Raw genomic sequence first — 13170 nt, forward strand, 5'->3', positions numbered from 1 at the left:
CGATCGGCCGATCCACTGGCCATCGTCGGTGACCTATCCTTCGTGTGCCGATCCCGTACGGGGCGCAGGGTCGGTGCGGGCGGAGCCTGCTCAGGCCGCCCCACCGCCCTCACATTGGGACCACAATGCAGCTTTTGCCAGCCCGCCGCGCCCTGCTGGCCGGTGCCGTCGTGGCAGCACTCGTGCTGCCCGGCGCCACCCCGGCCCAGGCCGCGGCAACGGGCGCGGTCAGCGGACGACTGACCACCAGCGCAGGCGCACCCGCCACCGACGTCCAGGTGCAGCTCTACGAGAGCGACACCTACAACTACGCCGGCTCCACCACCACCGACGCCGACGGCACCTACACCGTCGGCGGGCTGCAAGCCGGGTCGTACGTGGTGGGCTTCTTCCCCTGGGAGAAGCCCGAGCAGTACCACCACCAGAAGGACAACGCGTTTGACGCCGATCCGGTGACCGTCACCGCGGGTGGCACCACCAGCGTCGACGAGCAGCTCTTCGGCACCGGCACCATCACCGGCCGCATCGTGGACACCAGCGGTCAGCCGGTGGTGGACCTGACCGTCGACGCTCGGGAGACCGACACGTACGCAAGGGCGTGGGGTCGCACCGACGACCAGGGCAACTTCACGATCGCCGCCCGACCGGGCCGTTACACCGTGAGCATCCAACCGATCGAGGGCTCCTACCAGGAGCAGTACGTGCCCGGGAAGCTCGACCAGGAAAGCGCCGGCGTCTTCGAGGTAAAGCTGGACGAGGCGATCGTGGTCAACGAGACGGCGCTCCCAGCGGGCAGCCTGACCGGCCGGTTCACCACCGCCGCCGGCGCCCCTCTCGCGAACGCCGAGGTCAACGTCACCACCGCCAACTCGTACGGTGGGGCCTGGACGCAGACCGACGCGAACGGTGAGTTCGCCGTGCAACTGCTCCAGGGCTCCTACAAGGTTGGTGTGACCGCCGGTGAGCGGCAGCAGTACTACCGCGGCAAGCTGACCCCGGAGGAGGCCAACCTGGTCGAGGTGCGGGGTGGCCGGCGGACGACCATCGCGGACAGCCTGCTCGGCACCGGCACGGTCACCCTGTCCGCCATCGACTCGGTCACCGGAGCGCCGATCGCCAACTTCTGCGCGCAGTCGATCTGCAGCAACGGCACCGGCACGGTGACCGTCACCGACCTGCCGCAGGGCAGACACACCATCTACCTGGACGCGCCGGACAAGCTGCACTTCTCCCGGGAGGTGACCGGGGTGCGGGTGACGGCGAGCGCCGACACCAAGTTGACGGTGAAGATGCGGCCCGGCGCGGTCATCAGCACCACCATCGTGGACCGGCAGAGCGGCGCGCCCGTATCGAACGTCTGCTTGGACACGTTCCTGCCGAAGCAGGCGTCGCTCCAGGACGGCTACGGCGACTGTAGCGACCGTAACGGCAAGATCCAGGTCGGGCCGCTCGCGGCCGGCAGCTACAAGCTCTTCGCGGTGCCGCGCACCGACACCTATGGCCGCCAGTGGGTGGGCGCCAACGGTGGCACCGGCGACGAGCGGGAGGCAGCCGTGGTCGCCGCGACCGCCGGTCAGGTCGTCACCGCGCCGCAGGTCCGGATCGATCGGGCCGGCTCGGTCACGGGCACGGTCACCAACGTGGCCGGCGAGCCGGTGCCGAACGCCAGCGTGTCGGTGCTGACCGGTCACCCCGGGGTCGGTGCCGAGGATGCCACCGCCGACGAGCACGGCGTCTACACCATCAAACGCCTCGGCCCGTACGCCTGGCCGCTGGTGTTCGGTGCCAACCCGTACGCCAGCGAGTGGTCCGGCGACGGGCCCAGCCGGTTCACCGCGACCCCGGTGCCGGTGACGGCCGGGGCGACCGCCACCCACAACGCCCAGCTCGACCAGGGCGTCGCGCTGACCGGCACCTTCCGTACGCCGGACGGCGCACCCTTCACCGGCGGGTTCGTGATGGCGCGCAGCGCCGACACCGGCGACATCGCGGGTAGCGGCTGGATCACCGACGGGCAGTTCACCATCCGCCTCAAGGGGTCGCAGCGGATCTTCTTCACCTACAACGCCTACCTCGGCGAGGAGCAGCAGGTCGACGGCCGCTACCTGGTGACCCAGCCGGACGGCACGCGCAAGCTGGGGCTGTTCACGGTCCCGGCCAGCGGCGGCATGTCCGTGGACCTGGTCGTACCGACCAGCTGACGGATCGACGGGGCGGGTCCGGTGGCGCGGTGCCACCGGCCCCGCCCCGTGTCAGTTCACACAGGCCAGCCTGCCTCGTCGCCGGGTTATCCACAGGGGTGAGCGGTTGTCCACAGGTTATGCACAATGCCGCCCACCGCTGGGCGCGACGCCGGTTGGCGGCCCTGCTTGACAAACGCGCACGGCGGGTGAGACTGCCGGGGTGGCCAAGCAACTCCCGGACGTGGGGTCGGGCGGTACGGTGCCGCCGGCCCGGCGGTCCCGGATCGTCCTGGCCGAGATAACCCGGCAGGACACCCGCGCCGAGCGGACCCGCGCCGAGTTGGCCCAGCAGACCCAGGTCGGTGAGGCGCTGGTCCGCGGCCTGGTCCGGGCCCAACTCGCGCTGGCGCTGCGGTTGTCCCTGGTGGTGGCGATCGGGTTGGGCGGCCTGCCCTGGCTGTTCGCGATCGCGCCCTCGCTCGGCCGGACCACCATCGCCGGCGTCAACCTGCCCTGGCTGCTGCTCGGGGTGGCCTCCTTTCCGTTCCTGATCGGGGTGGGCTGGGCGTACGTGCGGCTGGCCGAACGCAACGAGCAGGACTTCATCGACCTGGTGCAACGGCCGGAGCACTGAGGTGGGCAACGACTTCGTGGTGCCGGCCATCGTCGCGGTCACCCTGGTGACCGTCGGGATCGGCTTCTACGGGCTGCGGCTGGCCCGGACCACCTCCGACTTCCTGGTGGCGTCCCGGGCGATCAGCCCGACCTGGAACGCCGCCGCCATCGGCGGGGAGTACCTGTCGGCGGCGAGCTTCCTCGGCATCGCGGGGCTGGTCCTCAAGTACGGCGTGGACGTGCTCTGGTACCCGGTCGGGTTCGCTGCCGGCTACCTGGCCCTGCTGCTCTTCGTGGCGGCGCCGCTGCGCCGCTCCGGCGCGTTCACCCTGCCCGACTTCTGTGAGCTGCGGCTGGGGTCACGTCGACTCCGCATCCTGGCCACCGCGTTCGTGATCTTCATCGGCTGGCTGTACCTGGTGCCGCAGCTCCAGGGCGCCGGGCTGACCCTGGCCACGGTGGCCGGTTCCCCGTACCCGCTGGGTGCCCTGCTGGTGGCCACCGTGGTCACCGCGAACGTGGCGCTCGGCGGGATGCGCGCGATCACCTTCGTGCAGGCGTTCCAGTACTGGCTCAAGCTGACCGCGCTCGCCGTACCGGTGATCTTCCTGGCGTTGCAGTGGCAGGCCGACGGCCGCCCGGCGGTGACCCCACCGGACGGTCCGACGTTCCGGGCCGCGACCACCGTCGTGGTCGAGCACCGCGCGACCCTCACCCTGCCCGACGGCGAGATCCGGGAGGTACGCCCCGGCGACGAGCTGACCTTCGCCGCCGGCGACCCGGTGCCGGACGTTTCCGGGGTGGCCACCGAGGCCGGCGACTGGCTGCTGCCCAGCGCCGCCGGCAACGACGACCGGGGGCTGTTCGCCACGTACTCGCTGATCCTGGCCACGTTCCTGGGCACCATGGGCCTGCCGCACGTGCTGGTCCGCTTCTACACCAACCCGGACGGCGCGGCGGCCCGCCGGACCACCCTGGTCGTGCTGGCCCTGGTCGGCGCGTTCTACCTGCTGCCCACCCTGTACGGGGTGCTCGGCCGGATCTACACCCCGCAACTGCTGGTCAGCGGGCAGACCGACGCGGTGGTGGTGCTGCTGCCCGGCGCGGTCCTCGGCGACGGGACGGTCGGGCGGCTGCTGGCCGCGCTGGTGTCGGCGGGCGCGTTCGCGGCCTTCCTCTCCACCTCGTCCGGGCTGCTGACCAGCGTCGCCGGCGTGATCTCGACGGACGTGCTCGGCCGGGGTTCGGTACGCGGTTTCCGACTGGCCACGGTGATCGCCGGCGCCGTGCCGGCGGTGTTGGCGCTGCACGTCTCCGGACTGGACGTGTCGCAGGTGGTCGGGCTGGCCTTCGCGGTCGCCGCGTCGAGTTTCTGTCCACTGCTGGTGCTGGGCATCTGGTGGCGGGGGTTGACCGATCTGGGCGCCGCCGCCGGGGTGCTGGTCGGCGGCGGGGCGGCGATCGGCGCGGTGCTGGTCACGGTGCTCGGCCCGCCGCTGACCGGCTGGCCGGCCACGCTCACCACGCAGCCGGCCGCCTGGACGGTGCCCCTGGCCTTCACCGTGATGGTCGCGGTGTCGATCGCCACCCGTCGCCGCGCCCCGGCCGACGTCGCGGCCACCATGCTCCGCCTGCACACGCCGGAGACCCTGCGCATGTAGTCGGCGGAGCGGAACAAGAGCCGCCAGCGCCCGGACCAGGCGTTCTGCGGGGCTCGTCCACCTCAGGGATGATCACCGTCCACTCTCCGCCGGACGGCGGAACTGGCGACCGACGGATAACGTCGGCGCATGACTGTTGAGCACCCCGCGCTCGCACTGCGTGGCCTGGCCAAGCGGTTCGACGGCACGATCGCGGTGGCCGGCGTCGACCTGGACGTCCCCGCCGGCTCCTTCTATGGCCTGCTCGGGCCCAACGGCGCCGGCAAGACCACGACGCTGTCGATGGCGGTCGGGCTGTTGCGACCGGACGCCGGCGCCGCCTGGGTGCTCGGGCACGACGTCTGGCAGGACCCGGTCACCGCCAAGCGGCTGCTCGGCGTGATGCCCGACGGGGTCCGGCTGTTCGACCGGCTGACCGGGGCGGAGCTGCTGGCGTACAACGGCTTGTTGCGGGGGATGGACCCGGCGGTGGTCGACCAGCGGGCCGCCGAACTGCTGGACGTGCTGGCGCTCGGCGACGCCGGTCGGACGCTGGTGGTGGACTACTCGGCGGGCATGAAGAAGAAGATCGGTCTGGCCTGCGCGTTGCTGCACGGCCCTCGGGTGCTGGTGTTGGACGAACCGTTCGAGGCGGTCGACCCGGTCTCCGCCGCGCTGATCCGGGACATCCTCACCCGCTACGCGGCCGGCGGCGGCACGGTGGTCTTCTCCAGTCACGTGATGGAGGTCGTCGAGCGGCTCTGCTCGCACGTGGCGATCCTGGCCGGCGGCACCATCAAGCGGGTCGGGGCCCTCGACGAGGTCCGCGGCGACCGCTCGCTGGAGCAGGTCTTCGTGGAGGTGGTCGGCGGACGCACCGCGACCGGCGAGGAGCTGTCGTGGCTCTCCCAGTGAGCGTGGACACCACGCCCGCCGCACCCGTGCGCGCGGTCTCCGCTCGACACTTCGTACGGCTCAAGCTGCGGGTGATGGGCAACAACTTTCGGGGCCAGGGCTGGCGGATCGCCCTGTTCATCGGCGGCGCGTTGCTCGGGCTCTGGTTCGCCGCCAGCGGTTTCTTCCTCTTCGCCGCGCCGGGCCTGGCGGGCGACGGCCGGTACGCGGTGCTGGTCGCTGCGGCGGGAGGCGGTCTGCTGGTGCTCGGCTGGCTGCTGCTGCCGCTTGTCTTCTTCGGTGTGGACGAGACGTTGGACCCGGCCCGCTTCGCGCTGTTGCCGCTGCCCCGCCGCACGTTGGTGACCGGCCTGTTCGCCGCGGCGCTGGTCAGCGTGCCGGTGCTGGCGGTGCTCATCGCGTCGTTCGGGCTGGTGCTGACCGCCTGGTCGTTGGATGGCTGGTCGGCGGGGTCGGTGGCGGTGGTGGGTGTGTTCGCGGGGCTGCTGCTCTGTGTGGCCGCGAGTCGGGCGGTGACCAGTGCCTTCGCCACCATGTTGCGGTCCCGGCGGGTCCGCGACCTGGCGGCCGTGCTGTTGGCGGTGACCGCCGCGCTGCTCGGCCCGTTGCAGGTTTTCGGCCTCGCCGCGCTGCGTGAGGCGGACTGGGCCAGGCTGACCGACGTGGCGACCGTGATCGGCTGGACGCCGTTCGGCGCGCCGTGGACCGTCGGCATCGACGTGGCGCAGGGGCGGGCCTGGGCGGCGCCGGTCAAGTTGTTGATCACGGCGGTGGCGCTCGGCGCCCTGCTGGCCTGGTGGTCCCGGTCGCTCGAGTCGGCGATGGTGGGTGCGGTGAGTGCCGGTAAGGCGCCGGTGCGGCGCGGCGTCGCCGGAGGTGCGGTCGCCCAACTGTTCCCCCGGGTCGCCGGCTGGGCCCGCCGGGACCGGTTCGGCGCCCTGGTCGCCCGGGAGGCCCGGTACTGGTGGCGGGACGCTCGCCGCCGGGCCAACCTGATCACGATCGCGGTGGTCGGCATCTTCGTGCCCGTGATGATCAACGTTACGGGTGGCGACTTCGCGGCCATGAACGACGAGGGGCTGACGGCGGCTGCCAGCGAAAGCTCACCGGTCGTGGTCACCATCTCGATGGTCTTCGTGGGCGTGCTCGCCGCGGTCACCCTGGCCAACCAGTTCGGCTTCGACGGCAGCGCGTACGCCGCGAACGTGGTGGCCGGGGTGCCGGGCCGGGTCGAGTTGCGGGCGCGGATGACGGCCTTCTCGCTGTACGTGCTGCCGATGCTGGCGGTCGTCGCGCTGGTGTTGACGGTGCTGCTCGGCCGACCGGGTTGGATCGGGCTCACGGCCGGCAGCCTGGTCGCCACCTACGGCGCCGGGCTGGCGGTGAACAGCCTGGTCTCGGTGCTCGGGGCGTACTCGCTGCCGGAGACCAGCAACCCGTTCGCGATGAACAGCGGTGCGGGCCTGACGAAGGGGCTGCTCACCCTGCTGTCCATGCTCGCCTCGGCGGTCGCCGCGGTGCCGATGGTGGTGGCCGCCGCGTTGCTCGGTGACGCGTGGCTCTGGGTGGCCCTGCCGGTCGGAGTGGCGTACGGGCTGGGCGTGGCGCTGCTGGGCGCGTACCTGGCCGGCGACGTGCTGGACCGACGCCAGCCGGAGTTGCTGTCCACGGTCACCCCGCGCCGCTGACCAGCGGGTGATCCGTCCGGGCGAACACCGGTCGGGTGCCGTCATCCCTCGTTATGGTGCGAGCAGTCGGGACGAGGGGCGGTCGGGATGGGCTCGCACACGCGCTACCGCAGTGTGGTCGTCGACGGGGTCTGCGTCTTCTACCGGGAGGCGGGGCCACCGGATGCGCCCGTGCTGCTGCTCCTGCACGGTTTTCCGTCCTCGTCGCGGATGTTCGAGCCGCTGTTCGATCGGCTCGCCGACCAGTTCCGGCTGATCGCGCCGGACTACCCCGGCTTCGGGCACAGCGCGGCCCCCGAGCCGGGGAGCTTCCCGTACACCTTCGACCGGCTCGCCGAGACGATTGCGGGTTTCGCCGCAGCCGTCGGCGCCGAGCGGTACCTGCTCTACGCGCAGGACTACGGAGGGCCGGTGGGGTTCCGGATGGCCCTCGCCGACCCGGGTCGGCTCCGCGGCCTCATCGTGCAGAACGCGGTGGCCCACGACAGCGGGCTGAGCCCGCTCTGGGGCACCCGTCGGGCCTTCTGGCAGGACCGGGCCGGGCACGAGGCGGCGATCCGGGAGAACATCCTCTCGCCGGCGGCGATCCGCACCCGGCACGTCGGCAACGATCCGGACCCGGAGCGGTACGACCCCGACCTCTGGGTCGACGAGGAGTGCTTCCTCAATCGCCCCGGGGTGATCGAGCGGCAACTGGACCTCCAGTACGACTACCGGACCAACGTCGCCTCGTACCCGGCGTGGCAGGACTGGCTCCGCCGGACCCAGCCGCCACTGCTTGTCGTCTGGGGCCGGTACGACACCTCGTTCGAGGTCGGCGAGGCGGCGGCGTACCGCTCCGACGTGCCGGGGGCGGAGGTGCACGTGCTCGACGGTGGGCACTTCGTGCTCGACACGCGAGCGGACGAGGTGGCCGCCCTGATCCGGTCGTTCGCCGGTCGGCTTCGGGCGACGGACGGAGCGGGTCACAATGTTTCACGTGAATCATGAGCCGGGCGCGGAGATCCACCACACCGACCCGTTCGCGGCGCCGGCCGGGCAACGGTCGCCGGTCCGCCGGCTGCGAGGTCGCCTCGCCGCACCGGTGACCGTCTGGACGGCGCCCGGCCCGGCTGGGCTGACCGTCTCGTCCACCCTGGTGGCCGAGGGGGAACCGGACCGGCTGCTCGGGCTGATCGACGCGGAGTCCGACCTCTGGGCCGCCATCGAGGAGTCGGGGCGGTTCGCGGTCACGCCGCTCGGCCCGCCACACCGGCAACTCGCCGACCGGTTCGCCGGCCTCTTCCCCGCCCCGGGCGGACTCTTCGCCACCGGCGCGTGGATCGAGACGCCGTACGGGCCGGTGCCGGCGGACGCCGGTGGCTGGGCCGGGTGCCGACTGGACACCGCCCGGGAGTACGGCTGGGCCCTGCTCGTGGAGGCCACGATCGAGGCGGTCGACCTGGCCGAGGAGGCCGCTCCGCTGCTGCACTACCGCGGTCGGTACCACGAGTTGCCGGCCTGAACGGACGCCTCGCCCGGCGACCGATCACCGCAGTGACCTGAGTCACTTGGCGCAGCCAGTCAACCGCTCGGCGCACTCGCCGACCGGCGCCGATCTCGGCCTTCCCTGCCGGGGAGTGCGCTCTTTACGGTGCGCGAAACTCCTCTGACGCCTGTGAAGGTGGTGATCCACAGATGTCCACGGACACACCCGCTCCGGCCGCTTCCCAGTCGGACAAGTACCTGGCCGTACAACGGTCGGACGAGTTCGCCGGGCTGCGGCGTGCGCTGCGCGGCTTCGTCTTTCCGATGACCGTCGCGTTCTTCCTGTGGTATGCGCTCTACGTCATTCTCTCCGCGTACGCCCGGGACTTCATGGGCACGAAGCTGTTCGGCAGCAACATCAACGTCGCGCTCGTCTTCGGCCTGCTCCAGTTCGTCTCCACGTTCCTGATCGCCTGGCTCTACTCCCGGTACGCGGACCGGAAGATCGACCCCATCGCCGACCGGATCCGCGCCGAGATCGGGGAGGTGACCCATGAGCAAGGTCCTCGCGGTTGAGACGTTCCTCGCGGCCGAGGCGGGCAACCACACCGCCCGCAACCTGACCATCACGCTCTTCCTGGTCTTCGTGGCGGTGACCCTGGCCATCACCATCTGGGCCAGCCGGCAGACCAAGACGGCGACCGACTTCTACGCGGGCGGCCGGTCCTTCTCCGGCTTCCAGAACGGCATGGCGATCGGCGGCGACTACATGTCGGCCGCCTCTTTCCTCGGCATCGCCGGCATCATCGCGCTGTACGGCTACGACGGCTTCCTCTACTCGATCGGTTTCCTGGTCGCCTGGCTGGTGGCCCTGCTGCTCGTCGCCGAGCTGCTGCGTAACTCGGGCCGGTACACGATGGCGGACGTGCTGGCCTTCCGGATGCGTCAGCGTCCGGTGCGTACGGCGGCGGCGGTCTCCACCATCACGGTGTCGATCTTCTACCTGCTCGCGCAGATGGTGGGCGCCGGCGCGCTGGTCGCGCTGCTGCTCGGCATCAAGCCGGGAACGACCTTCCTCGGCATGGACGCGTCCACCGCGAAGGTGGCCACCATCATCATGGTCGGCGCTCTCATGATCATCTACGTCACCGTGGGTGGCATGAAGGGCACCACCTACGTGCAGATCGTCAAGGCGTTCCTGCTCATGGGCGGCGCGCTGCTGATGACGATCCTGGTGCTGGCGAAGTTCAACTTCAACCTGTCCGCGCTGCTCGGCCAGGCGGCCGAGGCATCCGGCAAGGGCGGCGCGTTCCTCGAACCCGGTCTGCGCTACGGCGTCGAGGTCGCCGGCAACTCGACGCAGACCTTCTACAACAAGGTGGACCTGCTGTCGCTGGGCATCGCCCTGGTGCTCGGCACCGCCGGCCTGCCGCACATCCTGATCCGCTTCTACACGGTGCCGACCGCGAAGGCGGCCCGCAAGAGCGTGCTCTGGGCGATCGGCATCATCGGCACCTTCTACCTGCTCACCCTGGCCCTCGGCTTCGGTGCGGCGGCGCTGGTCGGCAGCCAGGCGATCACGGCGCAGGACAAGGCCGGCAACACCGCCGCGCCGCAGTTGGCCGAGGCGCTCGGCATCGACTTCTTCGGCGGCGAACTCGGTGGCGCGGCGCTGCTGGCGATCATCGCGGCGGTCGCCTTCGCCACCATCCTCGCGGTGGTCGCCGGGTTGACGCTCGCCTCCTCGTCCAGCCTGGCGCACGACTTCTACGCGAACGTCCTGAAGAGGGGTGAGACGTCGGAGCGGCAGGAGGTGCGGGTCGCCCGGATCTCCGCCCTGGTGATCGGCGCGGTGTCGATCGCCCTGTCGATCTACGCGCAGAACCTCAACGTGGCGTTCCTGGTGGCGTTGGCCTTCGCGGTCGCCGCCTCGGGCAACCTGCCGGCGATCCTCTACAGCCTCTTCTGGCGGCGGTTCAACACCTCCGGCGCGGTGTGGGCGATCTACGGCGGTCTGCTCTCGGCCGTGCTGCTGGTGTTCTTCTCACCGGTGGTGTCGGGCGCGGCGACCTCGATGTTCCCGGACCACGACTGGCAGTGGTTCCCGCTGTCCAACCCGGGCATCCTCTCCATCCCGTTCGGTTTCCTGTGCGGGTGGATCGGCACCGTCATCTCCAAGGAGAACGACGAGGACAAGTACGCCGAGCTGGAGGTGCGCGCCCTGACCGGCGCCGGCGCCCACTGATCGCGGCACCTGTCCCCGGGGCCCCCTGTCGACGCGCGACGTCAACAGGGGGCCCTTCCGCGATTTCGGGGCTCGGTAGGCTGACCAGTATGAAGGTTGCTGAGCGCTTTGGTCCCGGTCACCGCGTCCTCGTCACCGGCGGAGCTGGCTTCGTCCCGTCCCACCTGGTCGACTCGCTGATCGCCCGCGGCTGCACGGTGGTGGCGCTGGACAACTTCGTGACCGGCTCGAAGGAGAACGTCGCCCACCTGCTGGACCGGCCAACCTTCACCCTGGTCGAGGCGGACATCTCCGAGGGTCTGCCGACCCATCACCCGGCGCTGGCCGAGCGGTTCGACGCGATCCTGCACATGGCCTCTCCGGCCAGCCCCACCGACTTCGCCCAGCTGCCGGTGGAGATCCTCCGGGTCGGCTCGGTGGGCACTCTGCACCTGCTGGAGCGCGCGGTCGCCGACGGCGCCCGGTTCCTGATGGCGTCCACCTCCGAGGCGTACGGGGACCCGAAGGAGCACCCGCAGCGGGAGACCTACTGGGGCAACGTCAACCCGATCGGGGTTCGTAGCGTCTACGACGAGGCGAAGCGTTTCTCCGAGGCCGCGACGATGGCGTACCACCGCTACCGCGGGCTCGACGCGGCGATCGTCCGGATCTTCAACACCTACGGCCCCCGGATGCGCCCGGACGACGGCCGCGCGATCCCGACCTTCGTCTCCCAGGCGCTGCGCGGCGAGCCGATCACCGTGCACGGCACCGGCAACCAGACCCGGTCCATCTGCTTCGTCGAGGACCTCGTGCGGGGCATTTTGCTGCTGCTCGACTCGACCGAGACGGGCCCGGTCAACTGTGGCACCGAGCACGAGCTGACCATGCGGCAACTCGCCGAGTTGATCGTGTCGCTCTCCGACAGCACCTCGAAGGTGACCTATGTCACCCGCAGCTCGGACGACCCGGAGATGCGTCGACCGGACCTCACGCTCGCTCGCGAACTGCTCGGATACGAGCCGACGGTCGCGCCCGAAGATGGCCTGCGACGCACGATCGAGTACTTCCGGGCGCGGCTAGGGTAGCCGGATCTTTGCGTACCGCCTGCCGCTGAGTGTCGCCTGAAGGCGGCGGTGGCTCCCGCTACGTACCCTGAGTTACATGTCCGCGACCTCGTCTGCCGGCGTCCCGCATCCGCACCTGCACCGCAGCGCCGGGCGCGCCTCGGTGCCCGGCCCCGACCGGGGCGCCTCCGGGCGTGCCCGTCCGACCGAGGCGCGCTTCTACCCGTCGTACGACGAGGAGCAGCCTCGGCCCGGCGGCCCGGTGGGGCCCACTGGGCCCGGCGGGTCGGGTGGCGCCGGCGGGCCGGGGCGGCGGGGTCCGCGACCGCGCTGGGGGCGGATCGCCCTCGTGGCCGGGGTCGCGGTGCTGGTGCTGGCGCTGCTCGGCAGCGTCGGCGCCTGGTTGTACGCCCGCAACCTCAACGGTGACCTGGCCCGCACCGACCCGTTCGCGGAGATCACCGGTGGCCGGCCGGCCAAGACCGTCGATGGTGCGCTGAACATTCTGCTGGTCGGCAGCGACTCGCGGGACCCGGACGCGCCGGTCGACACCAAGAGTCAGTGGCGCGCCGACACGATCATCGTCATGCACATTCCGGCCGACCACCAGGAGGCGTACCTCGTCTCCATCCCGCGCGACCTCTACGTGCCGATCCCGGAGAGCGCCGGGGCGGACTGCGGCTCCGGCCAGCGCGCGAAGATCAACGCGGCGTTCGCCTTCGGTGGTCTGCCGCTGGCGGTACGCACCGTGGAGTGCTTCACCGACGTTCGGATCGATCACGTGATGGCGATCGACTTCGGCGGCTTCAAGGAGGTCACCGACGCCCTCGGCGGGGTGGACCTGAAGGTGGAGCGGACCATCACCTCGATCCACAAGCCGTACCGGACGTTCACCAAGGGCACCAATCACATGGACGGCGCGGAGGCGCTGGACTGGATCCGGCAGCGCAAGCAGTTCCCGGACGGTGACTTCGCCCGGATGCGGCACCAGCAGGAGTTCCTTCGGGCGTTGATGGACAAGGCGGCCAGCACCGGCACGCTGGCGAACCCGAAGAAGCTCAACGACTTCCTCCAGTCGGTGACCGCGGCCGTAACCGTCGACCAAGGTTTCTCGGTTACAGACATGGCGCTGCAGTTCCGAAACCTGCGCGGCCAGAACCTCACCTTCGTGACCAGCCCGAACTCGGGCAGCGACACGATCAACGGCGAGTCGGTGGTGGTGTCCGACCGGGAGAAGGCGCTCGCGATGTACCAGGCCATGTCGGCGGACACCATGGCCGACTGGGTCAAGGCCAACCCGCCGAAGAGCAACGACGGGGGCTGACCTCGGCCCGACGCGCACCAACCGTTCGGCTCATCGAGCGGCGACGA

Annotated in this window: 11 protein-coding genes; all 11 read left to right on the forward strand. The window is 70.9% G+C overall.

Going from position 1 to position 13170, the window contains the following annotated elements; genetic code table 11:
- The first annotated feature begins 125 nt into the window (after positions 1-125).
- A complete protein-coding gene (locus AB0J33_RS00280) occupies positions 126-2201 on the forward strand; it encodes a carboxypeptidase regulatory-like domain-containing protein (RefSeq protein WP_363608308.1) in 2076 nt (691 codons plus the stop codon).
- A gap of 202 nt (positions 2202-2403) precedes the next feature.
- Positions 2404-2817 carry a hypothetical protein gene (locus tag AB0J33_RS00285; RefSeq protein ID WP_363608310.1) on the forward strand — a complete coding sequence of 138 codons (414 nt, stop codon included), beginning with the start codon at positions 2404-2406 and terminating at the stop codon, positions 2815-2817.
- A 1-nt stretch (position 2818) separates the two neighbouring features.
- Entirely contained in the window at positions 2819-4459 is a 1641-nt protein-coding gene (locus tag AB0J33_RS00290) for a cation acetate symporter (RefSeq protein WP_363608312.1), read from the forward strand.
- Positions 4460-4588: 129 nt separating this feature from the next.
- On the forward strand, positions 4589-5353 hold the full coding sequence (locus tag AB0J33_RS00295) for an ABC transporter ATP-binding protein (RefSeq protein WP_363608314.1): 765 nt from the start codon (positions 4589-4591) through the stop codon (positions 5351-5353).
- Positions 5350-7041: an ABC transporter permease gene (locus AB0J33_RS00300; RefSeq protein WP_363610138.1), complete on the forward strand. Its 1692-nt coding sequence runs from the start codon at positions 5350-5352 to the stop codon at positions 7039-7041. The genes AB0J33_RS00295 and AB0J33_RS00300 overlap by 4 nt, the downstream gene beginning before the upstream one ends.
- 87 nt (positions 7042-7128) lie before the next feature.
- Positions 7129-8031 (forward strand): alpha/beta hydrolase, encoded by a 903-nt coding sequence (locus tag AB0J33_RS00305; protein ID WP_363608316.1) that lies wholly within the window; start codon positions 7129-7131, stop codon positions 8029-8031.
- The gene (locus AB0J33_RS00310; protein ID WP_363608318.1) at positions 8012-8545 is read left to right on the forward strand and encodes a flavin reductase family protein; all 534 of its coding nucleotides are present in this window, start codon (positions 8012-8014) and stop codon (positions 8543-8545) included. Before AB0J33_RS00305 ends, AB0J33_RS00310 begins: the two co-directional genes overlap by 20 nt.
- Before the next feature lie 173 nt (positions 8546-8718).
- Positions 8719-9084 carry a DUF485 domain-containing protein gene (locus AB0J33_RS00315; protein ID WP_124853905.1) on the forward strand — a complete coding sequence of 122 codons (366 nt, stop codon included), beginning with the start codon at positions 8719-8721 and terminating at the stop codon, positions 9082-9084.
- Entirely contained in the window at positions 9062-10753 is a 1692-nt protein-coding gene (locus AB0J33_RS00320) for a cation acetate symporter (RefSeq protein WP_363608320.1), read from the forward strand. The genes AB0J33_RS00315 and AB0J33_RS00320 overlap by 23 nt, the downstream gene beginning before the upstream one ends.
- Before the next feature lie 89 nt (positions 10754-10842).
- Complete coding sequence (locus tag AB0J33_RS00325) at positions 10843-11820, forward strand: NAD-dependent epimerase/dehydratase family protein (RefSeq protein WP_363608322.1); 978 nt, start codon at positions 10843-10845, stop codon at positions 11818-11820.
- A gap of 76 nt (positions 11821-11896) precedes the next feature.
- The gene (locus tag AB0J33_RS00330) at positions 11897-13123 is read left to right on the forward strand and encodes an LCP family protein (protein WP_363608324.1); all 1227 of its coding nucleotides are present in this window, start codon (positions 11897-11899) and stop codon (positions 13121-13123) included.
- The last annotated feature ends 47 nt before the right edge of the window (positions 13124-13170 follow it).

The organism is Micromonospora sp. NPDC049645, from assembly GCF_040675155.1.
Classification (GTDB): domain Bacteria; phylum Actinomycetota; class Actinomycetes; order Mycobacteriales; family Micromonosporaceae; genus Micromonospora.